Raw genomic sequence first — 25,873 nt, 5'->3', positions numbered from 1 at the left:
GCGTGCGGGCTACTGAGCTTGGCTCTCCAGCCGCTCCCGGCGGGCCTTGACTTCGCGGGCGACGAACTGCTCGCGCGCGATCCGGCCGGCGTAGTCGGAATCCTCGAGGATGTCGCGCAACTCCTGCCGAAAAGCGGTCCGCCGTTCGGCGAGGTCGGTCGCGGGCGCGATCAGATCCTGGTCGACGACGACCTGGTACGCGGTGGCGAACAGCAGCGTCGACACCGATTCGCTGCTGCGGACCCTGGTCTGCGCCACGTATTGCCGGCCCACCCCGAGCGCCGACTCGGTCAGCTCCTTGGGCCCGACGTCGGCCGGCGCGTCGCGCAACACGTCGGCGACGATCTCGTACGCCTCGAAGAACACCCGCAACATGGCGTCGGCCATCAACGGACGCTTGGCGAACAGCATCGCGTGGATCTCGTCGCCGCCAGCCCTGACGTGCGCTTCCCAGTCGTCGTTCCACGCCATCTCCTCGGCGATGTGGTCGCGGAACGCCGCCGAGTCGGCGAAATAGAAATCGAACTTCAGCAGATCCCGCAATCGCATCGCCTGCGCCCAGAACGCCGCGACGCGGTCGCCCTGCGGATCTGTGACGCGCCTGGCGTGCGCCAACGCGAGCTCGACGATCGAGGTCTCCAAAAAGGCGTGTATCAACGAGTTTCGGTAGAACGCCGCGGCGTGTTGCTGATCGGGCGCGATGCGCCACACCGGCTCCCGGCCGCCGTCGATGCGGGTGATCGGGTGCCCGTTGGACAACGTGTCGACCGCGGCGAGTACGCCGTCGCGCCGGCGCAGCCGCAAGGCGCTCGTCGACATCGGTATTTGCCTGCGCTCCAAATAGTCCAGCGAGTCCTGCAGGGTGTGGTGCAGCTGGCCGAGCGTCAACGCCGCGCCCCGGGTGGTCAGCAGCAACGCGCACACCAAACCCGTCGCCGTCACCGGCGTCGCCTGCAGGATCCGCCACGCAACCTCAAACGACATCTTATGCAGCGCAAGCCGTTTGGCGTCCTCATCCAGGGCGCGTGCCCCGTGCGGCGCGCCGAGGTACTGCCGCATCGAGACCGCTTCGGGGAAGCGCACGTAGATCTTGCCGTAGTTGCGTTCGCCCTGCGCCTTGATGAAGTTGTAGAGCCAGACGACGCCCTCCGGCGTCTTCTCGCCGCCCCGGGCGTAGGCGGCGTACTCGGCGGTTTCGTGCAGCTGGTCGAAGCCGATCGACACCGGCTGCAACAAGATGTCTTCGCTGCGGGCGTCCAGGTACGCGTCGGCCACGTACGAGAGCAGACCCAGCTTGGGCGGCAACATCTTTCCGGTGCGTGAGCGGGTCCCTTCGATCGACCAGCTCAGGTTGAACCGCTTCTCGACGATGTAGCCGACGTATTCGCGCAGGACGTACTTGTAGAGCGGGTCGTCGCCGATGTTGCGGCGGATGAAGATCGTGCCGGCGCGGCGCAGCAGCGGACCCATCACCCCGAAGGACAGGTTGATGCCCGCGAACACGTGCACCGGCGGCAGCCGGTTCTCCTGCATGGCCACCGGCACCACCGCGCCGTCGATGTAGGAGCGGTGCGAAAACAGCAGCACGGCGGGATGGGTTTCCAGCGCGGCGCGCATGGCCGCCACCTGATACTCGTCGTAGTCGATCTCCGGGTCGAATCCGCGGCTGAGCGCCCTGCCCAGGACCCCGACCAGGTCGACGGACACCCGGCTCCACCCGGTGGACAGCTCGTCGAGCATCTTGCCGGCTTCCTCGACGGTGGCGCCGGGGATCCTTTTCAGGCCGGCGCGAAAACGCGTGGAGGCCAAGATCTCTGGCTTGACCAGCCGCGGCGACTTGTATTGCGGGCCCAGGATCCGGTACTCGGCGCGTTCCATCGCCAAAATGGCGCGGCGGGTGACGAAGTGCGCGAAGTCGTGTCCGTGGTCGCCGACGGTGGTGTCGCGCCACTGCTGGCGCAATTCGGAGACCTTGGCCGGCTCACCGGCCACCACCCGCGCGCGGTGCGGGTCGGTCCGGATGATCTGCCGTTGCTGACGCGGGTTGGGGTGATAGGGATCCTGGCCGGGAAGGAGCCCGGCGAGCTTGGCGATCCGGCCGCGATTGGCGGGCGGCAGCCAGAACACCCGCACGGGCACGACCGAGCGGTCGTCGTTCGATTCGGACTCGAGACGCTTAACCAGCTCGGGTAGCGCCGTGGGCGGCGCATTGTCTTCGGGCAGCGCCAACACCTCGAACGTCGCGTCGGGGTTGGAAGCACGCTGCTGACCCACCCACGCCATGACCAGCTCCCGCTCGACCGGGGAGGCCATGGACGCCAATATCAGCGAGTCTTGTGCGGCGAGGACTGCGCTGATATCCGCGGCCGGCTTGGTCACTGGCGCCCTCTGGGCGCCGCACCGGGCGACTCCCCACTGACGGTTCCCTGCCCGCTGGGCCGTTGCGCCTCACCATCTTTGAGGGCCACCTCGGACTCGTTCGGGTTCGCCTTCGGCGGCTTCGCCTTGGGCGCTGCCTTCTTCGCGGGGGCCTTCTTCGCGGGCGCCTTGGCCGCCGCCTTCTTGGGGGCCGCCTTCTTGGTAGTCGTCTTGGCGGTCGCCTTAGCCTTTTTCGCCGCTTTCTTCACGGCGTACGGACCGACCCGCGGCAGTTCGTCCAGCCCTTCAGCGGGCCAATTGGCCAGCGTGTCCAGATAGAGCTGACGCACCTCGGCGATGCGTTCGGGCAGCGTCTCAACGGTCCAGTCGTCCACGGGGATCGGCGGGAACACCGCGACGTCGACCGTGCCGGGGTTGATGACGGTGGAGTTTCTGGCTGCGACGATCTCGGCGTTGCGGACCACGATCGGGACGATCGGGATTCCCACCGCCATCGCGATGCGGAACGGGCCCTTCTTGAACGGCCCCACTTCGGTGGTGTCCACCCGGGTGCCCTCCGGCGCGATCACGATCGAAAGCCCGTTGCGGGCCCGGTCTTCGACCGTGTGCATCGTCTCGACCGCGGCGACCGGATCGTCCCGGTCGATGAACACGGTGTCCACCAACTTGCCGAGCGTGCCCATGATGGGGTCTTTTTGTAGCTCCTTTTTGCCGACGCCGACCCAATTGTCGCGCACCAGCGCGCCGGCGATCACCGGGTCAACCTGGTTGCGGTGGTTGAAGATAAACACCGCCGGCCGCTGCGCGGTGAGGTTCTCCTCGCCGATGACGTTGAGCTGCACCCCGGCGATCGCCAGCGACAACTGGGAGAAGGTGGAGGTGAAGAAGTTCACCCCGCGGCGCCGGCTGCGGGTCAGCACGCCGATGCCCACCGCGCCCGCGGCGACCGGGAACATCGAGCCGAAGCCGGCGAACGTCCGTATCTGCCGCCGCAGGCCCAGCCGGCCCCGGCTGTCGAATTTCAGGATCGGCCAGCCGCGGCGCTTGGCCACCGCGGCCATCTTCCCCTCGGGGTTGGTCGGCCTCGGATTGCCGACCAGGTACATCAGGGCGACGTCCTCGTCACCGTCGGCGTAGAAGTAGCTGTCCTTTAGGTCGATGCCGTGCTCGGCGGCAAACCGTTGCACGGCAGCGGCTTTGCCCGGTCCCCACAGGATCGGCTTCTGCACACCGCCGGTGAGTATGCCGTCCTCGTTGGTCTCGAACTTGTTGGTGAGCATGTTGGAGATCCCGAGGAAGCGGGCCACCGGGTTGACCTGAATGGTCAGCGCCGACGAGCTCAGCACCACGGTGTGGCCGCGGGCCACGTGTGCCCGCACCAGCTCGCGCATCTCGGGGTAGATCCGCGACTCGATCCGTTGCACGAAGAGCCGCTCGCCGATCTCCTCCAGGTCGTCCAGCAGTCGCCCGGCCAGCGCCGCCGCGGCCTTGCCGATGAGGTCTTCGAACTCGATGCGTCCCAGGGTGTGGCTCAGGCCGGCCTGAACCATGCTGAGCAGCTCGCCCACACCCATGTCGCGGCGCAGCAGCCGCTCCTGGGTAAGGATGACGGCGGTGAACCCGGCGACCAGCGTCCCGTCCAGGTCGAAGAACGCGCCGATCTTCGGTCCGGCGGGACTGGCCATGATCTCGGCGACCGAGCCGGGCAGCCGCATGTCGCCCGACGGCTTCTGTTGTGCGCCAGGGTTTTCGGCCTGCTCCCGGGCGGGGCTCATGAGCCCGCCGCCGATCGCGCGGAGACTGCCGGTTCGGTGAAGGAGGCGGGCACCGCGCGCGGTGCCGAGTCACCGGCCAGCGCCAGGATCTCGTCGAAGCCTTGCAGCAGGCACTGGGCGAACAGCGGCTCGTTTCGCACCGAGGCCCGGTCGTAGCGCACGGTGATCGTGCACCACCCACCCCGCGAGATCAGCACCACCATCATCGCCACACCGGGCAGCGGGCCGATGCCGTACTGCCGCAACACCTTTGCGCCGGCGATGTACGTGTCGCCCGGATACACCGGGACATTGCTGGCCTGCACGTCGGAGCCGATCACCGAGCCGGTGATCCCCTCCAGCACCGGCGTGGGCAACACGCTCAGCACCGGGGCGATGGAACCGATGATGTTCATCGCGGGCTCGTCGCGGCGCTGCGTCATCTGGGCGCGGATCTTCTTCATCCGGGCGACCGGATCGGCGGTGCCCAGCGGCGCCGCGAGGTTGACGCCGGTGAAGCGGTTGCCGCCGGCCGTGTCCGCGTCGGCGCGCAGGCTCACCGGTACCGCCATCGGCAGCGTGCTGATGGGCACACCGAGGGCCACGTGGTAGCGGCGCAGCGCGCCGGACAGGCCGGCGAGGTAGGCGTCGTTGATCGATCCCCCACCGGCTTTCGCGGCCCGGTGCAGGTCGGAAAGCGGGATGTCGATCGCTTCGGTGCGGGTGGCGAGGCTGCGCCGGCGCAGCAGCGGCGACGGCTCGGCGGCGCGGTTCATCACCCGCATGCCCGACACGGCGTATTCGACCACTCCGCCGACGGTGGACACGGGGTCGAGCACCGCCTTGCCGGCCGCCGACACCGCCCCGGACACGGCGCCCACCACGCCGTTGACGATGGCGATGGGCAGGCGGTTGATGCCTTGGCGCATCAGGTCGTTGGGTGTCAGGTCCTGCGGGACGGGTTGCGGCGGCGTCGGCCTGGGCGGCGGCTGGCGCTCGAGGTCGTAGATCTCGGCGAACATCTCGACGCCACCGACACCGTCGGTGACCGCGTGGCTGACATGCAGCAGCGTCGCGGCCCTGCCGTCGGCCAGTCCCTCCACCAGGGTGGCGGTCCACAGCGGCCGCGAGATGTCCATCGGCGACTGCAGGATCACCTCGGCCAGGTCGAACACCTCACGCAGCGTGCCGGACCCCGACACCCGCACCCGCCGCACGTGGAAGTCGAGGTTGAAGTCGGGATCGACCACCCAGCGCGGTGACGCCGTCGGCAACGTCGGCACGACGACCTTCTGCCGCAGCCGGCGCACCCGCCGGGAGGCGTTTTCGAATCGGCTTCGGAACAGATCCCAGTCCGGTGTGGTGTCGAGGAGTTCGAGCGCCATGATTCCGGACCGGGTCCGGGGGTTGGCCTCACCCCGATGCATCAGATAGTCGACCGGTCCGAGCTCGTCGGACAAATGGACGGCCTCGACCGCCTCAGCCATGATCGTGAACTCGACGCGCCAACGTTGTCACCGCTGACCAAGCCTCCTGCCTGGGACCCGCTAACCGGATTGCTCACCCAACGCTAGTCGGCTTGCCGGGCTGGTGAAAGGCGCGATCCCGTCGGCGAAGCGGCGCCGGCTCAGCTGGCCGTAGTCGCAGACAGTGGCAACGAATGCGCCAGCGACCCGGCGCGGTGGCCGTAGACGACGCCGAGGAAGTCCGCGACGGCCCCGGCGGCCAACCGCGACCGCACCGTCGGAGTGATGTCGAACGCGTGGTGCGCGTTGGCGAGTTCGGCGTAGCCCACCGTGGCCGCGCCGGCGTCCCGCAGGGCCGCGCAGAAGACCCGCGCCTGGCCGCTGGGGACCAGTTCGTCTTTCTCGCCGTGCAACACGAAGAACGGCGGGGCCTCGCTGTGCGCGTACGTGATCGGCGAGGCCGCCCGAAACCTTTCGGGGTTCTCGCTGTAGCGGGACTTGAGAACGAAGTGCTCGAGGAACGGCAGCATCATCTCGTGCATGTTCTGCACATCGGTGAAGTCGTAGACACCGTAGTAGGGCGCGACGGCCTGGACGGTGGTGTCCGAGTCCTCGAATCCGGGCTGGAACGCGGGGTCGTTCGGGGTCAGCGCGGCCAGTGACGCCAGATGACCGCCCGCCGACCCCCCGGTGATCGCGAGGAAGTCAGGGTCGCCGCCATAGTCGGCGATGTTCTCGCGGACCCACGCGATGGCCCTCTTCACATCGATGAGGTGGGTGGGAAAAGTGCAGCGGGGGCTCTTGCTGTAGTTGATCGAGACGCAGATCCAGCCGAGCTCCGCCATGTGGCTCATCAGCGTGTAGGCCTGATGGCGTTTGCCGTTGACCGCCCACGCCCCTCCGGGGACCTGGATGAGCACCGGCGCGCGACGGCCGGGCGCCAGGTCATGGCGCCGCCAGATGTCCAGCAGGTGTTCGCTGCCGCCGGGGCCGTAGGAGATGTCGGACGTTTGGGCCGCGTACCGGCGGTGCGGCCCGGGCCTGCGCAACAGCCCGCCCCGCGGCGGGGCCTCGGACTGGACGTAGGCCGGGTGGCGCACCAGCTCACGAAAGTCGGGCCCGAAGCAATCGATGAGGGCGGCGTTGAGGGCTTCGTCGGCTTTTTGCGCGGCCCACGTGGTACCGACGCGGCCAATCGCGGGGGGCGATACCCGGGACAGCGCGTGTCCCGTCACCACGTGTGGGGGAAATTCGGCCGAGAGCCAGCCGGCGAACCAACCGACCGCGAACGGCGAGCCACGCAGCAACAGCGCGCCGGCGCGGTACGTGTCCCTGGCGTCGGCCGCCAGTCGCAAAGCCTGCGCACCGGCCTGTGAGCACCGCGAAGTCAAGTTCAAGGCCACGCTCATTAACGCACCCCTCGACGTTAGGCACACGCCTCGTTGCGGTTAACGGCTGATGATCAGCCGATGTTGTACGTGTGTCGAGGCCTCACACCATAACCGATAAGTGCGGCGGCGGAAGACTTTTCGGGCGCGTCGCGCTCCGCGCGTCTTCGGCGTGTCGCGTTCGATAGACTGACCTGCACATTGCCTCCGTAGCTCAGGTGGATAGAGCAAGGGCCTTCTAATCCCTAGGTCGCACGTTCGAGTCGTGCCGGGGGCACTGCACAATTTTGCCGGCCGGTGGCGAACGCTGGGCAGCTCGGAATCGACCCTCCAATCACAGGTCAGCGGCGTCTGCGGCGGCGATCAGCGCGCCGCCCAGCGTCCGCGCTTCGGTCGGGGTGATGACCGGGGTGTGCGGGCCGTCAATAATGATCTCGCGCTCGGCGTGCCCGTCGGCGTACTGCCGGCCGATGACCGACACCACGATGTCACCGGTACACGCGCCTCGCCCGTGGTCGACAGCGCGCTTGATTCGCCACTCCGGGCCGTCGAACACCCGGAAGGCCCCCGCGAAGTTCCCCCACTCATCGACGCAGGTCGCCCCGCTGGGCGCGGCAAGGTCGAGATCCATCGCCAGGTCGTTTCCTCGACCGCGCGCGTGGGCTGTGGTCATGGTGGGTTCTCCTTGCGGTTATGGGCGAGCGAGCCCGGGTTAGTCACTTGACTACACCACAATCCACGACTGTAGTCAACTGACTAACGTCATGACTTGGCCTGGGCGCGCGTGATCGTGGTCACGCCCGTGGGCACAAGATTCGAGCGGGAGAAGGCCTTTCCGGCGGCGGCGTCCCGCGTCCGCGCAACCGGTCTAGGCCTGATGCCGGGGGCGCCGGTCAGGCGCTGACGCTCGACAGTGCTTTCGGTTGATCCTTGACGGCCCCGCACGTCGCTTCAGCGCGGTTGACCGAAGCACCTCACCAGCGCAGGAAACCCGCCAGCCCGGTGCCCGTATTGAAGCCACCCGAGTTGCCGACGCTGGTGCCCGAGGTGTTGTTGTTTCCGAAGCCCGAGCTGAAGCCATCGCCGGAGTTATCGAAACCGGTGTTGAAGCCGCCGGCACCCGAGTTGAAGAAGCCGATGTCGGTGCCGCCGTCGCCACCGTTGAAGAAGCCGACGTTGCTGCCACCACTGCCGTAGTTCCCGTAGCCCACGTCGCCGCTGCCGCTACCCGAGTTGAAGAAGCCCGTGTTGAAGGTGCCGCTGCCAGAGTTGAAGAAGCCCTCGTTGTACCCGACGTCGCCGAAGTTCCCGTAACCCGAGTTGAAGCCCCCGCTGCCCGAATTGAAGAAGCCCGAGTTGCCGTCGCTCGAGTTATAAAACCCAGAGTTGCCCGTGCCGGTGTTCCCGAAGCCCGAGTTGCCGGTGTGGTTGCCCGTGCCGCCGAAGCCGGTGTTGACGTTGCCCGAGTTCCACAAACCGGTGTTGGTGTTGCCCGAGTTGAACAACCCCGTGTTCGCCGAGCCCGAGTTGAAGAACCCGGTGTTTCCGGCCAGCATCGACGCCGTGGTGGCACCCCCGCTGTTGAAGCCGCCGGTGTTCCCCACGCCCGCATTGTCGAAGCCCAGGTTGTCGGTGCCCGCGTTGGCCCAGCCCATGTTCAACGTGCCCGAGTTGAAGAGGCCGACGTTGTCGGTACCCGCGTTGAACAGACCCGTGTTTTCGTCGCCCGTGTTGAAGAAGCCCGTGTTGCCGGAAAGGGTCGACCCTTCGAAGACGCCGCCGCCACCTGGGTTGAAGCCGCCGGTGGCGTAGTCGCCGGCGTTGAACAAGCCGGTATCGAAAAGGCCGGTGTTGCCGATGCCGGTGTCGGTCGTACCCGAGTTCGCGATACCCCAGTTGTGGTTGCCCGTGTTGAACAACCCGGTGTTGCCGTTGCCGGAGTTGAACATTCCGGTGTTGCCGGCGCCCGAGTTGAATAACCCGGAGTTCCCGCTCCCCGAGTTCCACCCGCCGAAGCCGATCTGGTGGTCGCCGGTCAGTCCGATGCCGATGTCATGGTTGCCGGTGTTCGCCAAGCCGAAGTTGCCGTTGCCCGTGTTGCCGAGACCGACATTGAAGCTGCCGTTGTTGCCGAAGCCGAGGTTGAAACCAACCCCGTTGCCGTTCATTCCGCCAAAGCCAATCTGGTGGTCGCCGGTCAGCCCGATGCCGATATCACCATTGCCCTTGTTGCCGATGCCGAAGTCGAAGTTGCCGAGGTTCCCAAGGCCCACGTTGTAGCTGCCGGAGTTGCCCACGCCCACGTTCAGAATGGACAGGTTGCCGCGCGCAGCTGCGATCGTTTCTCCGTTGCCGATGCCGATGTTGCCGCCACCGACGTTTCCGAAACCGATGTTGAATTCCCCGATGTTGCCGTTGCCCAGGTTGAAGAAAGACGCGCCCGGCGAGCCCGCGTACGCGTTTCCGTTGCCGGCGCCGAAGTTATAGGAACCCCAGTTGCCGAAGCCGAAGTTGAGGTTGCCGCCGGCGGGACCGCTGTTGCCGCCGCCGAAGTTGAAGCTGCCGTAGTTGCCGCTGCCCAGGTTGCCGCTGCCGATGTTGCCGATGCCCAGGCTCGGCAGGTTCAGCAGGATGTTGGCGGCCTCGGTGTCCGCATACGAGGCCGCGCCCGCGACCAAGCTCTGGACAAACTTTGCGTGAAACTCAGACGCCTGGGCGCTGAGCGCCTGATACGAGAGGCCGTGGGCGTTGAACAGCGCCGTGATGGCCGTCGAAACCTCATCCGCGGCGGGCGCAAGTACCCCCGTGCTCGAGGTCGCGGCCGACGACATCGCCGAAATGATGCTCGATCTGATGCTCACCAAATCTGTTGCCGCCGCTGCTATTACGTCCGGCGCCGCGCTCAAAAATGACATTGCCGCCTCCCAAGATCTCGTAACAAGTCCGCGATGAACTCGCCATCGTTGGGAGGTATAAAGAGTCGAAGCGAGTCGGCTCCCGCAGTGGCAGGCTGAAGGATAGCCTAACCTAATCATCGCCGACAACCGGCCCACGCTATCCGAGTAATGCACGGGCATGCGGCCACAAACGCAGGAACTGGCTCGCAGGACAGGCGAGAATGGCGGCCATGACGGAAACAGAGAACCTCGGCATCGATCTGGTGCTCTTCTGTCCGGCCCACCACCACGTCGGCAACCTCCGGAAGTTTGCCGCCGAGATCGGCTATCAGCCGAGAGGCGGAATGCTCGCGGCGTGGCCGCAGCACCCGTCGGACTCGTGGTGGGAAGTCCGGTGCCCTGACGGCTGCCCCGGCGTGTTCGGCGGTGCCGTGGACCCGATCCGCCAAGAGGTGAAGAGGCTCGCAGATGACCCCAGACGGACGAATGCTCACTACACGCTGAAGCAAGTGGGCTAGAACGCGCATGCCGGCCGATGGGTTGAACGCGCCATGAACCTCTCGGCAACATCGGCGGGCGCGGTCTAGCACCGGCGGCCGCACAGTGGTTCGATCGAAATCGTAAGAGATGCAACGATTTCAGGAGACTTCATGGCAACCCTGCCAGTCCAGCGTCAGCCCAGAAACTTGATGCCCGACCTCACCGAGCTCTTCGGTGGCGCTCCCCTGTTGGCCGGCCTGCGTCCCCTCTTCGACCGCAATGTGCTGCGCGTCGAGGACGGGATGGACGACGGCCGCTACGAGGTGCGCGCCGAGATTCCCGGCGTCGACCCCGCGAAGGACATCGACATCACCGTGCACGACGGGATGCTGACCATCAAGGCCGTACGCAGCCAGGCGGTCGAATCCCACGGACGGTCCGAATTCAGCTACGGAGCCTTCGCGCGCTCGGTTCCGCTGCCCGCCGGAGCCGACGTCGACGACGTTCACGCCACCTACGAAAAGGGCATACTCGCCATCTCGGTGCCGGTGCCCAACGGTGCGCCGGCGGCGAAGCGGATCGAGGTCCAAACGCGGGAGTGACTCCGCGGCCGGGTTGCGCCTGACACCCTGCCCGGTAGCGCGATCCGGGCGGAACGTTTCGATCCCGATATGTCAGCATGGGAACCGTGAACGCGCGCCCATTGGCTCGTTTTCTCGTTTCCGCGGTGTTGACAACCGGGGCGGCGCTGCTGAGCGCGCCGATCCTCGCCCCCTCCGCCCCGGCCGCTGCCTGCCCCGACGTCGAGGTGACGTTCGCCCGCGGCACCGGCGAACCGCCCGGCGTCGGTGGCGTCGGACAGGCGTTTGTCGATTCGTTGCGCTCACAGGTTGGGGGCCGGACCCTCGGGGTGTACGCCGTCAACTACCCCGCGACCGAAGATTGGCCGCCGTCGGCGTCCGCCGGTGCCGGCGACGCGAAGGCTCATGTCCAATCCATGGTTGCGAGCTGTCCCAACACCAAGCTGGTGCTCGGCGGATACTCCCAAGGCGCGATGGTGATCGACCTGATCACCATCGCCCGGGCGTCAATCGCGGGCTTCAACGCCGACACGCTGTCGGCGGACGAGGCGGATCACGTTGCCGCCGTGGCGGTATTCGGGAATATGGCGGACCGGGTAGTGGGGCCGATGAACGAGGCCAGCCCGTGGTACGGGGCCAAGGCCATCGACTTGTGCGCGCCGGGTGATCCGGTTTGCTCACCGGGTGGGGGCCTGTCACTGCCTACGCACGATGACATGTTCTCGCCGGCCCACTTGTCGTATCAGCACTCCGGAATGCCCGGTCAGGCAGCGTCTTTCGTGGCGAGCCACCTCTGAGCTGCTCTGTCAGCCGCACCAACTGACGATCAACTCGTCATTGATTCGGTTGGTATACCGAAGGCGGTCCAAAGTTCGGGCTGTCGAAGCATCTCGGCCCGTATTGCGCCGCGCACGTCAGCACGTCGGCCGGAACTGGTGGTGGCGGAGTCGTCGGTTCAGTCCCCTGGAAGATGAACTTCTGGGCGATCGCACGTGTGCCCCGCTCGCAGGCACGGTAGGCGGGGAAAGTCTGCAGCGGGTACTTCTGCCACGACGCGTCCGTGACGACCTCAGCCTGCCACTGCTGGTCCACGACGTTCCCGCAACCGGTGTCATACCCACCAGACGGCTTTGGGCCTATCAGCACATACATGCCGCTCACGCTCGCTTGGGCGGCGCCCGACACGGTCAGTTTCCCGTCTTTTAGCGGGCTGACCCTGATCCCGGTATCGGCCTGCCCGTTGGACAATGTCGTGGTCGTCGACGGCGCGGCGACGGTGCTCGACGACACCTTCGAATTTGAAGCTTCGTGGCTGAGCAAACTGATGGAAGTCGGGATCGCGCCGATAATCGCCGCGCCGACCGCGAAGAGCCCTGTTATCTTGGCCACCGACATGGGGTTGCCGGGGTCCTGTGCATGCGATGCCATGGTTCTACCCCAATACGCAGAACTTGTAGTTAATTGTGTTGCCGGATGGCGTTTTCCATCGCACTGATCGCGATGCTTCCGCTCTCAGTGCCGTTACCGTTAAATTTCGGTCTCTGAATTGTCACGCCATATCCGCGGAACACCACGAGTAGTTCAGTACTCCATTTGCTGCTTGCCTTCTTTTTGGGGCAGCGTTGTCGGCGCAGACGTCACGGTGCGAGCCGGACGAATCCCGGCGACGGATCCGCCGGAACCCCACCACCGTTCCCCCCGGGGCTGCCACCGCCGTTGCCGCCGCCGGCATTACCGCCGCCGCCGTTGCCGCCGGCGCCTCCCGGCTGAGGGCCACCGGCGGGCTCCATCTGCTGCGGTGGGGGCGGCGGCTGTTGCGGCGGGGGCTTGACCTGTTGCGGCGGAGGCGGCGGGCGCTTCGGTGCCGACGGTGCCGCGATCGGCAGGCGCGGCGTCTGGATCTGCGCCGCCTGCGGCGGCGGTGCTGGAAGCTGCGGCGGGTTCGGATCGTCGATCTCGCCGATCGGTCGCGCCGACGGCGCGCCGCGTAGATCGCTGCGGAAGTTGGCCGCCCCGGTCCGGATCGAGGCGATCTTGCCGCGATCGTAGGGGCAGTAAGCCCCCACCGCCGCGGTGATGAAGCGGGCCTCGGTGCGCGCGAGGCGGCCGGGGGTGTAATCGCGCTCGCCCGGATCGATGCCAACCGCGTTGTTGACCATCGCGTCCACCAAGCCGGCCGCCGACATGCCGGCATCGAGGGTGCGACAAACGTCGTGCGCGGTTTCGATAAGGCTGGGGACGCCGCGCAGCGCGGGGATGCCCTCTTGATCGAGCAGCGCCAGGAATTGATCGTCCTGGTTCGAGTCGGCCACCGCCGCGCCGCCGCGCAGAAATGCAGCTCCAGTCAGCACCACAATGGCGGTAACCAGGGCACCGGAGTGGCTGATGGTGCCGGTGAACATAGGAGGGATTTCCATTCTGATCGGGCCGTCACGCGACGGGCGAATTGCCATCTACACCGCGTACGTGTGCCGCCCCTCCGGTTCCACGGCGCACGCGCCAAACGCTGCTAACCTAGAATTCGTTCACCATTTGTTCATCGTTTGTTAACCATTGCGTTCATAATAAATCACCGCGATTCCGCGGTAAATACCCGATTTTCCCGGCCCCTCCGGGTCAGCTCAAATACGTTGCGCTACAAGCCGAAACAGTTGCGACGGGCCAATCGCCGCAGTCAGTAGTCGATCTCCGCATTCAGGTCGAATTCGGCGAAGGTGCGTGACACGTTTTCGCGCAGCTCATCCTTGGTATTCGACCGCCCGAGCAGATACGCGGAGATTCTGATGAACATCTTGCCGCGGCCCCGACCCGAACCCAGGAACAGTTGTCCGCCCATCGCCTCGAGCGTGCTCTTCTTCATATCGGGCTCGAGGTTTCTCAGATACGCATAGTCGGCATCGGTGCCGTCGGGCCGGTTCGCCGCGGGGGACAGATCACCGACGTTGGAGCAAGTCACGGGAAGGGTGGAACCGCCGGTCGCCATCCCCGCTACCTTCCTGGCGGCCCACACGGGCGTCAGCGCCGCCAGCGGCAGCGGCGCCAGCCACTCGTTGTCGGGGTCCTCCATCGCCGCGAGGATTGTCTGCGTGATCTTGGCCTGCATGTCCGCGAGGTCGGTCGCCGCGCGCGTGGGATCGACCGTGACGTCAACGCTTGTGAGTGCGTTGCCGCGGGTATCGCCGTCGGTCCGCAGCGACACCAGGAATCGCAGGGTGACCGTTCCGTCGTCCTGGACGCGCCCGACCCGCACCGCGAGCCGGCACGCGATTCCCGCGACCAGCGAGTTACTGCTCACACCAAGGCTTTTCGCGCGGGAATCCCATTCCGCCAGGTCGATGTACGCGATCAGGGCGGGCACCTCTACCGGCTGGTCGTCGCCGGACGACCGCGGGGATGGAGGCGCCGCCTTCACCGACGATCTGAGCTCTTGGCGGTCGCGCCGCGCCCGTCGAGCCACGGCACCCAACGCGTGCCGTATCTCGGGCAGGTCCTTGACGGTCTGCCGGAGATCCTCACGCACCGCCTGCCCCAGCGTGCGCGATCCCGCGGGCGGATAACCGAATTCTCGCGTCCGGCCCTCGGCGGCGTCTTCTATCGCCTGGCCGAACGCAATGGCGTCGACGATCGTGTGCGAAGCCACCAGGCTCACCGCGGTCCCGCCGTCTTCGAGCGGAAGCACCCCGAGATGCCAGGCCGGCCCCCACTCCGGGTCGATGGGGCGCCGCGCCCGCTCGTCGGCCCACGCGTTCACCTCGGAACGCGGCCGCGGCTTCGCCGCGAAGTCGATCTCCTCCGGCTCCGGAGCCAACACCCAGCGATCACGCGCGAACGGCAACGCGGCCCGTGCGATCCGGCGTCCCAACAACCCGCGGCCGAGATTGCGGTGAAAACGCTTCAACCCCTCGACATCGACGGCGCGGTCGTATATCCAGGTGGCCTGAATCAGCGCGCCGTGCACCGCGCGCAGCGCGAGGAACGCCGCCTGGTCCAGATACGCGAGCCGATCGTCCACCGGCTCAACACCATTCGTGCTGACCTGGGCCGCCGGGGCGGCGGGTGCGGCCGTGTCGGTGAGCAGCTCCGCGAGGTGGCCGGCCAGCTTCGCCGGGGTGGGATGGTCGAACGCCAGCGTGGCCGGCAGGGCCAGGCCGGTGCGTTGGTTGACCGTGTTGCGCAGTTCGAGGGCCGTCAGGGAGTCGATGCCGAGCTCCTTGAAGGGACTGTCGGGATCGAGGGCGGCCGGGTCGGGGTGGGCCAGCACGGCGGCGGTGGTAGCGGTGACCATCGCGGTCAGGGTGTCCAGCCGTTGCCGCGGCGTTTGGCCGGCCAGGGTGGCGGCAAGCGTTTTCGGGCTGGCGGTGGCGGCTTGTGGGCGGCCGGTGGTCAGGGCGGACAGGATCGGGTCCAGCGTGCCGTTGCGCGCCTGGCGGGCCAGCGCGCCGGTGTTGAACGGGCTGGCCAGCAGGCTGGTCGGCTGACTGGCGAGCGCGGCGTCGAACAGCGCCAGGCCGCGCTCGTTGGTGATGGGGGTGAGCCCGGTGCTGCTCAGGCGGGTCAGGTCGCTCGTGCTGAGGTGGGCGGTCATGCCCGACGGGGTCTGCCAGTAGCCCCACGCCACGCTGGTGGCCTGCCGTTGAGTGTGGTGGCGGTGGTGCGCCAGCGCGTCCAGGAACGCGTTGGCGGCCGCGTAGTTGGCCTGCCCGGCGCTGCCCAATGTGCCTGCGGCCGAGGAGAATAGGACGAACGCGGCCAGGTCGCGGTCGGCGGTGAGGTGATGCAGGTGCCAGGCCGCGTCGGCCTTGGCGGCCAAGACCGCATCGAGTTGTTCGGGCCTCAGGTCGGTCACCAACGCGTCGTCGAGGACGCCGGCGGCGTGGATCACGGCGGTCAACGGGTGCTCTGCGGGCACCGTGTCGAGTGCCGCGGCCACCTCGACCGGGTTGCCGGTGTCGCACGCGGCGATCGCGACTTGGGCGCCCAGCCCGGCCAGCCGCTGTTGCAGTTCGCCCGCCCCGGCCGCGTCGATTCCGCTGCGGGACAACAGCAATAGGTGCTCGACGCCATGGCGGGTGACCAGATGTTCGGCGAAGAGCGCGCCCAGCATCCCGGTGCCGCCGGTGATCAGCACCGTGCCTTGGGGATCCAATACCGCGGGCGGGACCAGCACGATCTTTCCGGTGTGGCGGGCTTGGCTCATGTCGCGGAAGGCATGCGGGGCGTTCAGCAGGCCGTAGCTGGTGGTGGGCAGCGGCTTGAGGACACCGGCGGCGAACATCTCGGTCAGGGCCGCCCAGGCGGGCTGTAGGTCGTCCGCCGGTGCGCTGGACAGGTCATAGACCCGATAGTCGACGCCCCGATGGGATGCGGCGATGTCGTCGGCCCGGCGGATGTCGGTCTTGCCGATCTCGATGAAACTGCCTCCACGGGGCAGCAATTGCAGCGAGGCGTCGACGAACTCGCCGGCCAGGCTGTTGAGCACGACGTCCATGCCCTGCCCGTCGGTGGCGGCCTTGAAGGTGTCGACGAATTCCAGGGTGCGTGACGAGGCGATGTGGGCGGGGTCGAGCCCCAGACCGCTGAGCACGTGGTGTTTGTTCGGGTGGGCGGTGGCGAAAACCTCCGCACCGAGGTGGTGTGCGATCTGGATGGCGGCCTGACCGACGCCGCCGGCGCCGGCGTGGATGAGCACCCGTTGGCCGGCCGACAACCCGGCGATCTCGACCAAAGCGGCATAGGCGGTGAGGAACACGATCGGTGCGGACGCGGCCTGGGTGAACGACCAGCCGGCCGGGATCGGCACCACCATGCGCTCATCGGCGATGGCGGTGGGCGCGAACGCATTGTGTGGGAACAGGCCCATCACCGTGTCCCCGGGACGCAGCGATGTGCCCGGGCCGGTCTCGAGGACGACCCCGGCACCCTCGCTACCCATTCCGTCATCGGCGATGGCGCCCAGCGCCACCACCACGTCCCGGAAGTTCAGCCCGGCGGCCCGCACCTGAACACGAATCTCCCCCGCCGCCAGGGTGTTTGGCGGCTCGGTGGGCAGCAGGGCCAGGTTGCTCAGGTCGCCTTTTCGGGTGGTGCCCAACTTCCACTCGGGAGCGTCCGGCGGGGTCAGGGTCGCGATGCGGGCCACGCGGGGGATGTGCACGGCGCCATGTCGCACGGCCAGCTCCGGCTCGCCCGCCGGGCGCGTCGAGGCGATGGCGAGCAGGCTGTCGAGGGAGGTGTCGTCGGTGTCGATCAGGGTGATGCGGTCGGGGTGCTCATTCTGGGCGGTGTGGATCAGCGCCCAGGCCGCGGCGTGCGCCAAATCCGGGACACCGTCATACGCGCCGACGCTCACCGCGCGACGGGTGACGATCACCAGGTGGGTGTCGGCGGCATCGGGCCGGGCCAGCCAGCCCTGGAGCTGGGCCAAGACATCGCGGGTCAGGGCGTGCACTCGCCGCAGCGGATCGGCATCGTCGCCGTTTGGCAGCGGCCAGATCACCAACTCCGGGGGCGCGGTCACCGAGGCGAGGTCGTTGTCGGTGCACACCGCCGGTGGTTGGGCACCCGACAGCGCGGCCAGATCGGGCGCCGCCGGCCAGGTCAGCTCGAACATGCTGTCGGCGAGCCCGGCGATCGAACCGGGCCGGCCGATCTGGTCGGAGACGGCGCGCAACGTCAACGCGCCGATGGTGATCACCGGCGCGCCGGTGGGGTCGGTGGCGTGCAGCGCGAACGTGTCCTCGCCGGTGCGAGTGAGGTGGACGTGCAGCTGGGTGGCCGCGGTGGCGTACAAGCTGATTCCGTTGAGCGCGTACGGGATCCGCGGCGAGCCCGGATCGGCCCAGTCGGACGCGGAAGCCAATGGGTGGAGCGCTGCGTCGAGGAGGGCGGGGTGGATGCCGTAGCCGGTGACATCGGTGCCGGCGGGCAGTGCCACCTCGGCATAGACGACGTCGGCCCGGCCCGGATCGGTGCCGACGCCCCGGACCGACCGGAACGGACCGCCGTAGTTGTAGCCCTGCAGGGCCAGCCGGTCGTAGAAGTCGTCCTGATCGATCGCCTCCGCACCGACCGCCGGCGGCGGGGTGCCGGCGGCAGGCTGACGGGCGCTGAGCGCGCCGCTGGCGTGCAGCGTCCACGCGGCGCGATGCTCGCCGCCGGGGCGCGAGTGCACGCTGAACGGACGCCGGCCCAGCTCGTCGAGCGCGTGCACCAGGACCTGCAGATCGGTCGGCGCCTGCTCCGACAGGGTTAGGGCGGTGTGCAAGATCAGCTCGTCGATCACCGTGGAGCCGGCCAACTCACCGGCCCGCAGGAGTACCTCGATGAAACCTGTCGCCGGGAACAGGATGGTGTCGTTGACCCGGTGGCCGCCCAGCCACTCCTGGGTGCTGGGCGAGAGCCGCCCGCTGACCATGATCTGGTCTTCGTCGGCCAATTCGGCGACCGCGCCCAGCAACGGGTGGTCGGCGCGGTCCAGGCCGAGTGCGGCGGCGTCGTCGGCGGGCGTGGGGGCGAGCCAGTAGCGGCGGTGGTCGAAGGGGTAGGTGGGTAGCGCGACGGTGCGGGCGCGCGGGTACAGGGCTTGCCAGGAGGGGCTGTGGCCGTGAGTGTGCAACTGCGCCAACGCCAGTGCCAGGCTGTCGTGATCGGCACGTTCCCGGTGCAGGGTGACCACGACGGTCGACTGGGCCCGCCCTGGGTTCTGGGCCAGCGTGTCGGACAGTGCGGGGGCCAACACCGGATGCGGGGACAGCTCGACAAACGTGCACTCCCCCGCGGCCAGCCGCTCGGCCACCCGATCATAAAAACGCACCGGCTCACGCAGGTTGCGATACCAATACTCGGCGTCCATCGTGGTGGTGTCCAACGGATCACCCGAAACCGCCTGCCCCACCGTCGAATACAACGGAACACGCGCCAAGGCCGGGGACAGCTCGCCGAGGTCAGCCAGCAGCCGCTCGCGCACCGCCTCGACCTGAGCGCAGTGCGACGCGTAATCCACCGCAATCGGACGGAACTGGATGCCATCACGCTCACACGCCGCGCCGAACTCCTGCATCGCGTTCGGCTCGCCGCTGATGATGGTGTGCGACGGGCCGTTGATCGCCGACACACTCAACGCCCCGTTCCACGGTCCCAGCAGCGGCTCGAGCGCCTCGGCGCCCAGCAGCACCGAGGCCATCGCCCCGGCCCCACACAGCTCGCCCAACGCCTGGCTGCGCCGCGCCACAATCTGGGCCGCCTCGGGCAAGGAAAACACCCCGGCGATGTAGGCCGCGGCGATCTCGCCCTGCGAGTGACCGATCACCGCGTCCGCGGTGATGCCATAAAAGCCCAGCACCTCGGCCAGCGACACCATCATCGTGAACAGCACCGGCTGCACCACATCCACCCGATCCAGCGACGGCGCCCCCGGCGCCTGCAACAGCACCTCGCGCACCGACCACCCGGTGAACGGGCGCAACGCCTCGTCGCAGTCATCGACCATCGCCGCGAACACCGGATGGCGTTGATACAACTCGCGGCCCATGCCGGCGTATTGGCCACCCTGCCCGGGCAGAACGAACACCGTCTTGCCGCGAACCTGAGCCAGATAGTGGTGCTGGGTGAGCTGCGGGTGGGCGTGGCCGTCACGCAACGCGTCTAACGCGGCCAGCAGGTCTTCACGGGGATCGGCGCTGTCGACCGCTCCGGTGATCACGGCCCGGTACGGGTGGTGGGTGCGGGTGGTACCGAGGCTGTAGGCCACGTCGGCGAGATCCAGGTCCGGGTGAGCGAGCAGGTGGTGGTGCAGCCGGTCGGCCTGTCCGCACAACGCCGCCGGCGTGCGCGCCGACAGCGGCCACACCCGCAACCCGAAGTCGACACCCTCCGGTTCTTCGGCCGACTCGACCGGCACCGCGGGCGCTTGTTGCAGGATGACGTGGGCGTTGGTGCCGCTGATCCCGAACGAGGACACCGCCGCGGTGCGGGGATGATCGGTGTCCGGCCACGGCACCGCTTCGGTGAGCAGCCGCACGGTGCCCGCCGACCAATCCACGTGCGGGCTGGGGCGATCCACGTTCAACGTCGGCGGCAGGCTGTCGTGATTGAGGGCCTCGATCATCTTGATCAACCCGGCCACCCCGGCCGCCGCCTGGGTGTGACCGATGTTCGACTTGATCGACCCCAACCACAACGGGCGCTCCGGGCCGCGCGCCGCGCCGTAGGTGGCAATCAAGGCGCCGGCCTCGATCGGATCCCCCAACGTCGTGCCGGTGCCATGCGCCTCGACCACATCGACCTGATCCAACCCGACCCCCGCGTTGGCCGCGGCCTGAGCGATCACGCGTTGCTGAGAGGGCCCGTTCGGGGCCGTCAACCCGTTCGAGGCGCCGTCCTGGTTGATCGCCGAACCCGCGATCACCGCCAACACCGGATGCCCATTGCGCCGGGCATCGCTGAGCCGCTCCAACACCAGCACCGCGGCACCCTCGCCCCAGCCGGTGCCATCGGCGTTGGCGGAGAACGCTTTACACCGCCCATCGGCGGCCAGGCCACGCTGCCGCGCGAACTCGGTGAACACCGACGGCGTCGCCATCACCGTCACCCCACCGGCCAGAGCAAGAGACGACTCCCCGTTACGCAGCGACTGGCACGCCAAATGCGTGGCCACCAACGACGACGAACACGCCGTGTCGATGGTGATCGCCGGGCCCTGCAACCCCAACGCATAAGCGATTCGCCCGGACGCCACGCTTGGGGACAGGCCGGTCAGCGCGTAGCCCTCCACACCCTCCGAGCTGCCCCCGCCGTACGTTTGTGACCACGCGCCGACGAACACGCCGGTCTCCGTACGCACCAACCCGGCGGGGTCAATTCGGGCCGTTTCCAACGCTTCCCAGCACACCTCCAGCAGCTGCCGCTGCTGCGGATCCATGGTTTGGGCCTCGCGCCCCGAGATCCCGAAGAACTCCGCGTCGAACTCGGCCGCGTCGGCCAGGAATCCTCCGGAGCGGGTGTAGGTCTTGCCCACCGCATCCGGGTCGGGGTCGAACAATTCCCCCAGGTTCCAGCCCCGGTCGGCTGGAAAACTCCCGACGGCGTCGGTGCCGGTCGCCACCAAATCCCACAACGCCTCCGGCGAATCCACCCCACCCGGGAACCGACATGCCATGCCCACCACCGCAATCGGCTCGTCCACGGCAACCTGCGATTCCACCGGCGAGGCCGCCGCGACCGGCCCGATCAGCAGCTGGGCCAGGCGGGCGGCCAACTCGTCGGGGGTGGGATAGTCGAACGCCAGCGTCGGCGGCAACGGCAACTCGGTTTCGGTCCTGAGCCGATCCAGCAGCTCCGTGGCTTTCACCGAGTCCAAACCCAGGTCCCTAAACGCCGATCCGGGGTCGATGTCGTCCGGGCTCGGGCGCCCCAACACCGCCGCCGCCTGCGCGCAGACCATTCCCACCAGCAGGTCATGTTGCTGCTGGCTTAGGGTGCGGACACGTTGGGCCAATCCCGAGTCGGCCCCGGCGTCCGCGGCGGTGTCCTCGACCGCGTGCGGCGTTGACGGGGCGATGTGCGCGTCCAAACGGGTGAAGGCGCCCTGCTGATAGAGCTTTGAGCAATCCCGTCGCCTCACCTTGCCGCTTGTGGTGAGGGGAATCGAATGTGGGGGCACCAGAACGAGATCCGCGACGCTCAGTTCGTGCGTCCTCGATATCGCCGCGATGATTTCACGCCGGGTGGCGATCAACCGTTGCGCGTCCTCTTCGGAATCGCCGCCGGGCTTGAGTTCGACGATTGTGACGAGTTTCTCGGGACCGTCGTCGTCCGAAACCGCGATCGCCACGCAGCGGCCGCGGGTGATCTCCTGGATGGTCGCCTCGATGTCGTCGGGAGAATGGTTGCGCCCGTAGACGATCAAGAGATCCTTGATGCGGCCGACGATGAACATCTCGCCTTCGGAGTAGAAGCCCAGGTCCCCCGTCCGCAGCCAGGGCCCCTCCGGTGTGCCATCCGACGCGCCGACGATCGTTCTGCCGAAGACACGTTCTGTCTCTTCGGGTTTCTGCCAATAGCCCGAGCAGACGTTCTCGCCGATCGTCCAGATCTCGCCGACCGTTCCCTCCGGGCACTCCATGCTCGTCTCGGGGTCGACGATCCGCACGATCGGCCACTTGGGCATGCCGTAACTGACCAGCGGGATACCGGCACCGTCCGCGCACCGCTCGCCATGGCCGGCGGTCATCTGCTCCGAATCGAAAGAAACCGTCACCGGGGGGTGACCCGATTCGCGCGTCGCCACCACGAGCGTGGCTTCCGCGAGTCCGTAGGAGGGACGCAACGCCTCGGGGCGGAAGTTGAAGCGCGCAAACCGGTCCGCGAAGCGCCACAGCGTCGGGGGGTTCACGCGTTCGGCGCCGTTCAGGATCGTGTGCACGCCCCCGAGGTCCAGCCCCGCCAGGTCCTCGTCCGACGTCTTTCGTGTCGCCAATTCGAACGCGATGTTGGGTGCGGCCGAGAAGGCGTGCGGGTTGCCGCCCAGCATTTGCATCCACCGCGCCGGGCGCTGCAGAAAGGACGGCGGGCTGGTGAGCACGGTGGGGAATCCCCACAGGACCGGGAAGGCGATACCCAGGATCAAACCCATGTCGTGAAACAACGGCAGCCACGACACCACGGTGGTGTCCGAGGGGGCCATCCCGCCGTCCGCCTCGTAGTACATGGCCATGATCTGTTCGCAGTTGACCTGAATGTTCTTGTGCGAGACGACGACTCCCGCGGGGGTGCGGGTCGAACCGGAGGTGTATTGCAGGTGCGCGATGCTCGTCTCGCCGTCGGTGTCCGCGGCGGCCGCGAGCCGAGAGTCAAGATCCAGCCGATCGACCTCGACGACCGATGGCGCGCCGGGCTCCGACTTCGCGTACTCGGCGATGATGTCCACGGCGGCGGATGTGGTCAGAATCGTCGAGGGCGACGCGTCGTGCAGGACGGCGCTGACCCGCTCGTCGCTGGCGCCACCCACCGGCATCGACAGCGGAACCGCGATCTGACCGGCCTGTAGCGCGCCCAGGAACCCGACGACGTACTCGAGGCCCTGCGGCGCCAGGATCACGGCGCGGTCCCCGGTCGACCCGCAGGCTTTGAGTTCCCGCGCCAGGTTCAGCGTGCGCCGATACAGCTGTGACCACGTCAGGCTTTCGGCGACGCCCTCCCAATCGTTCTCGTAGTCGACATACGTGAACGCCAGGTCGTCGGGCCGCGAACTGGCACGCTCCCGCAGGACAGCGGGAATGGAATGCTCAAGCACAGCTTGACGATACCGATGAACGCACGGGGCGTCGGCGAAACCGCCCAGCCCAGAACAAGCCGACGGCGCGCGGTTGAGCACACGCGTTTTCGCTTGGGACGCCGCGCTAGGCAGGCAGGTGCAGCTTGATGACCTCGACCAGGTGACGCCCGACATCGTCGAGCGCAGCCGTCGACCGCGTCGCGATCGCGAGGATGACTGCGCCCTCGATGGCGGCGACGGTCAGAATCGCCAGCGAGCGTGCGGTGTCGCGATCCGCGCCTGCCCGGGCCAGCCGGTCGGCCAGGACCGTCTGCCACTCATCGAAAGCCTCGCGCGCCGCCTGGGCGGCTGCCGGCGCTTCGGAACGGCCGAGGACCGCGGCCACGATCGGGCAGCCCGCTTCTACCTCCGTCGCGCTCAGCTGCGTCTTCCATTCGTCGATGAAGGTCTGGACCGCCTGGGCGGGATCGCTGTCGTCACCCGACCGGATCACCGCGCTCAACGCCTCCCCCGCGAGGCGGGTGGCTTCGGCGACGAGCTCGGCCTTGCCGCCGGGAAAGTTCAGGTAGACGGTCCTGCGCGCCACCCCGCTGTCCTCCAGCAGCGCGTTGAGGCCGGTTCCGGCGACGCCCCGCCGTCGCACCAGCCCGGTGACACTGGCGATGAGAGCATCCCGCGCCGACATAATTTTCGCCTTTCGTTGCAGCTCGGGGTTGAACTATACCAATCGGTCTACTAGCGTGAGGCCATGACGAGCACCAACGAGCAAAAGACGCTGCGCAAGTTCCGCAGGGAACGTGCGATCGGGCGCTACCTGCTCAACCCGGCAGTGAAGGGGCTGAGCGCACTCGGGGTGCGCACCACCATGGCCACCGACCTGGAGACCATCGGCCGCAAGACCGGACAGGCCCGCCGGGTTCCCGTGTCGGCCCAATTCGACGACGCCGGCGCGTGGGTGATCTGCCAGCACGGCACCCGCTCCGGCTGGGGAAGAAACCTCACCGACAACCCGAATGTCCGTATGCGACAGGGCAATCGGTGGCGCACCGGGGTCGCGACGTTCAGGCCGGACGACGACGTCGTCGCGCGCGCCCGCAAGTTCGGACGACTGGCGGCCAAGATGGTCAAGGCGCTGGAAACCACGCCCGTGTCGGTGCGGGTCGACTTCACCGACTAGTCATTACGCGCCGGGCGCGTACTGCCAGACCGCGTCGCGGGTCGCCTCCGCCGTCGGGTTGCACCACATCGTGCGCCCGGCGGCGTCCCGGGCGGTGGCGTTCCGCACGGAGCACGGGTGGCCGGCGGCCGGGAGATTGAAGTAGGCGACGGCCATCCCGATCGCGATGATGATCGCGGTGGCGGACGACACCATCGCCAACCGGAGGAATCCGAGTTTCCTGTTCGCCTTCTTCTCCGCCGTGGTGCGCATGGGGGCTCCTCCCGTCAGATGCTGGGTCGTTCGTGCTCGTGAAGTCAGCATCGGCGCGACGGCTTGAGGGATCCTGAATGGATTCTTGGCGGGCGTTTGGGCCGGTGAACGCGCCAAGTACCGTTAGCCGGGTGAGCCAGTCCGACCCCGTCCTGTACAGCGTCGACGCACGCGTCGCGCTCATCACCGTCAACGACCCCGATCGGCGCAACGCGTTCACCGACGAGATGTCGGCGCGGCTGCGGGAGGCCGTGGAGCGGGCGGAAGCCGATCCCGACGTGCACGCCGTCGTGGTCACCGGCGCGGGCAAGGCGTTTTGTGCCGGCGCCGACCTGAGCGCCCTGGGCGCCGCCGGTAGCGGAGCCGCGGAGACGGGCCTGCGGCGCATCTACGACGGGTTCATGGCCGTCGGCAATTGCCGGTTGCCCACGATCGCCGCGGTCAACGGGGCGGCCGTCGGCGCGGGCCTCAACCTGGCGCTGGCCGCGGACGTGCGCATCGCGGGGCCCGGCGCGTTGTTCGACGCCCGCTTCCAAAAGCTGGGGCTCCATCCCGGCGGGGGCGCGACCTGGATGCTGCAACGCGCGGTGGGTCCCCAGGTCGCGCGCGCGGCCCTGTTGTTCGGGATGCGTTTCGACGCCGAAGCCGCCGTGCGGCACGGGTTGGCGCTCAGCGTCGCCGACGACCCCGTCGCCGCCGCACTGGAGCTGGCCGCCGGCCCCGCGGCGGCTCCCCGCGACGTGGTGCTGGCGACCAAGGCGACGATGCGCGCCACGATCAACCCCGGAACGATGGACACCGAGCAGCACGACCTGGCCATGCGCACGGAGCTTGGGCCGCAGGCGTTCTCCATCCAATCGCCGGAATTCGCAAGCAGATTGGCCGCGGCGAAGCGCCGGTAGCCGGCAGCCGGTTGGGGCGAGCCGTTAGCTCCCGGGATCTCCCGCGCAGTGGGTGTGGTCCGCCAGAACCGTTCCGCCGGCGGAGTTTGCCACGGCGGCCGCCTCCGCGTCAGCACGCGTGGGACCCCAGCCGCCGAAGTATCGGGTGTGCGCCGGGGGCATGGCGATCGCGACGCACCCGCCCGGCCCGCTGGCCAAGAGACGACAGTCGCTGATCGTGCTGCGACAGGCCGACATCACCGTTTTCTCGACGTCGGATTGGCTGCTTCCTCCAGTGCTGAACTTGATCTTCCCCGTGGAGTCCGAGATCGCCATGGCGATCC

At 67.9% G+C, this 25,873-nt stretch carries 18 protein-coding genes and 1 tRNA gene; 7 read left to right on the top strand and 12 right to left on the bottom strand.

Features of this window, described 5'->3' with window-relative positions:
- Positions 1 to 9: 9 nt before the first annotated feature.
- The 4 genes from AC5Y7V_RS15375 to lipQ form a co-directional block, all read right to left on the bottom strand.
- Positions 10 to 2,379, bottom strand: a complete 2,370-nt coding sequence (locus tag AC5Y7V_RS15375; RefSeq protein ID WP_499880886.1) for a glycerol-3-phosphate 1-O-acyltransferase — start codon at positions 2,377 to 2,379, stop codon at positions 10 to 12.
- Complete coding sequence (locus AC5Y7V_RS15370) at positions 2,376 to 4,154, bottom strand: HAD-IB family hydrolase (RefSeq protein WP_499880885.1); 1,779 nt, start codon at positions 4,152 to 4,154, stop codon at positions 2,376 to 2,378. Before AC5Y7V_RS15370 ends, AC5Y7V_RS15375 begins: the two co-directional genes overlap by 4 nt.
- Positions 4,151 to 5,620 (bottom strand): WS/DGAT/MGAT family O-acyltransferase, encoded by a 1,470-nt coding sequence (locus tag AC5Y7V_RS15365; RefSeq protein WP_499880884.1) that lies wholly within the window; start codon positions 5,618 to 5,620, stop codon positions 4,151 to 4,153. Before AC5Y7V_RS15365 ends, AC5Y7V_RS15370 begins: the two co-directional genes overlap by 4 nt.
- A 140-nt stretch (positions 5,621 to 5,760) precedes the next feature.
- A complete protein-coding gene (gene lipQ, locus AC5Y7V_RS15360; protein WP_499880883.1) occupies positions 5,761 to 7,008 on the bottom strand; it encodes an esterase LipQ in 1,248 nt (415 codons plus the stop codon).
- Between the two features lie 182 nt (positions 7,009 to 7,190).
- Here lipQ and AC5Y7V_RS15355 point away from each other — a divergent pair.
- A tRNA-Arg gene (locus AC5Y7V_RS15355) sits at positions 7,191 to 7,264 on the top strand.
- Between the two features lie 57 nt (positions 7,265 to 7,321).
- On the opposite strand, the gene AC5Y7V_RS15350 is transcribed toward AC5Y7V_RS15355, so the two are convergent.
- Together AC5Y7V_RS15350 and AC5Y7V_RS15345 are read right to left on the bottom strand one after the other, a co-directional pair.
- Positions 7,322 to 7,660 (bottom strand): hypothetical protein, encoded by a 339-nt coding sequence (locus AC5Y7V_RS15350; protein WP_499880882.1) that lies wholly within the window; start codon positions 7,658 to 7,660, stop codon positions 7,322 to 7,324.
- 301 nt (positions 7,661 to 7,961) lie between these two features.
- Entirely contained in the window at positions 7,962 to 9,848 is a 1,887-nt protein-coding gene (locus tag AC5Y7V_RS15345; RefSeq protein ID WP_499880881.1) for a PE domain-containing protein, read from the bottom strand.
- Between AC5Y7V_RS15345 and AC5Y7V_RS15340 the strand changes: the two genes are divergently transcribed.
- The 4 genes from AC5Y7V_RS15340 (at position 9,793) to AC5Y7V_RS15325 (ending at position 11,742) form a co-directional block, all read left to right on the top strand.
- Positions 9,793 to 9,939, top strand: a complete 147-nt coding sequence (locus tag AC5Y7V_RS15340) for a hypothetical protein (RefSeq protein WP_499881042.1) — start codon at positions 9,793 to 9,795, stop codon at positions 9,937 to 9,939. The genes AC5Y7V_RS15345 and AC5Y7V_RS15340 overlap by 56 nt on opposite strands.
- Positions 9,940 to 10,114: 175 nt before the next feature.
- Positions 10,115 to 10,402 carry a hypothetical protein gene (locus AC5Y7V_RS15335; protein WP_499880880.1) on the top strand — a complete coding sequence of 96 codons (288 nt, stop codon included), beginning with the start codon at positions 10,115 to 10,117 and terminating at the stop codon, positions 10,400 to 10,402.
- 132 nt (positions 10,403 to 10,534) lie between these two features.
- Complete coding sequence (locus AC5Y7V_RS15330) at positions 10,535 to 10,966, top strand: Hsp20/alpha crystallin family protein (RefSeq protein ID WP_499880879.1); 432 nt, start codon at positions 10,535 to 10,537, stop codon at positions 10,964 to 10,966.
- 86 nt (positions 10,967 to 11,052) lie between these two features.
- Positions 11,053 to 11,742, top strand: a complete 690-nt coding sequence (locus AC5Y7V_RS15325; RefSeq protein WP_499880878.1) for a cutinase family protein — start codon at positions 11,053 to 11,055, stop codon at positions 11,740 to 11,742.
- A gap of 37 nt (positions 11,743 to 11,779) precedes the next feature.
- Here the strand turns inward: AC5Y7V_RS15325 and AC5Y7V_RS15320 are convergent, their stop codons facing one another.
- The 4 genes from AC5Y7V_RS15320 to AC5Y7V_RS15305 form a co-directional block, all read right to left on the bottom strand.
- Positions 11,780 to 12,340, bottom strand: coding sequence for a hypothetical protein (locus AC5Y7V_RS15320; RefSeq protein WP_499880877.1), 561 nt, complete (start codon positions 12,338 to 12,340; stop codon positions 11,780 to 11,782).
- Positions 12,341 to 12,582: 242 nt separating this feature from the next.
- Positions 12,583 to 13,347 (bottom strand): DUF732 domain-containing protein, encoded by a 765-nt coding sequence (locus AC5Y7V_RS15315; RefSeq protein ID WP_499880876.1) that lies wholly within the window; start codon positions 13,345 to 13,347, stop codon positions 12,583 to 12,585.
- A 272-nt stretch (positions 13,348 to 13,619) separates the two neighbouring features.
- The gene (locus tag AC5Y7V_RS15310; protein WP_499880875.1) at positions 13,620 to 23,237 is read right to left on the bottom strand and encodes a fatty-acid--AMP ligase; all 9,618 of its coding nucleotides are present in this window, start codon (positions 23,235 to 23,237) and stop codon (positions 13,620 to 13,622) included.
- Between the two features lie 106 nt (positions 23,238 to 23,343).
- Entirely contained in the window at positions 23,344 to 23,904 is a 561-nt protein-coding gene (locus AC5Y7V_RS15305) for a TetR/AcrR family transcriptional regulator (protein WP_499880874.1), read from the bottom strand.
- Positions 23,905 to 23,967: 63 nt separating this feature from the next.
- On the opposite strand from AC5Y7V_RS15305, the gene AC5Y7V_RS15300 reads away from it, so the two are divergent.
- Complete coding sequence (locus AC5Y7V_RS15300; protein WP_499880873.1) at positions 23,968 to 24,396, top strand: nitroreductase/quinone reductase family protein; 429 nt, start codon at positions 23,968 to 23,970, stop codon at positions 24,394 to 24,396.
- A gap of 3 nt (positions 24,397 to 24,399) precedes the next feature.
- Here AC5Y7V_RS15300 and AC5Y7V_RS15295 read toward each other — a convergent pair whose 3' ends face one another.
- Complete coding sequence (locus AC5Y7V_RS15295; protein WP_499880872.1) at positions 24,400 to 24,648, bottom strand: hypothetical protein; 249 nt, start codon at positions 24,646 to 24,648, stop codon at positions 24,400 to 24,402.
- A gap of 131 nt (positions 24,649 to 24,779) precedes the next feature.
- Between AC5Y7V_RS15295 and AC5Y7V_RS15290 the strand changes: the two genes are divergently transcribed.
- On the top strand, positions 24,780 to 25,550 hold the full coding sequence (locus AC5Y7V_RS15290) for an enoyl-CoA hydratase (RefSeq protein ID WP_499880871.1): 771 nt from the start codon (positions 24,780 to 24,782) through the stop codon (positions 25,548 to 25,550).
- Positions 25,551 to 25,574: 24 nt separating this feature from the next.
- On the opposite strand, the gene AC5Y7V_RS15285 is transcribed toward AC5Y7V_RS15290, so the two are convergent.
- Complete coding sequence (locus AC5Y7V_RS15285) at positions 25,575 to 25,865, bottom strand: DUF4189 domain-containing protein (RefSeq protein WP_499881033.1); 291 nt, start codon at positions 25,863 to 25,865, stop codon at positions 25,575 to 25,577.
- Positions 25,866 to 25,873 lie beyond the last annotated feature (8 nt).

The sequence above is a fragment of the Mycobacterium sp. NGS34 genome (genome assembly GCF_059812845.1).
This window is presented reverse-complemented; position numbering and strand designations above follow the sequence as displayed.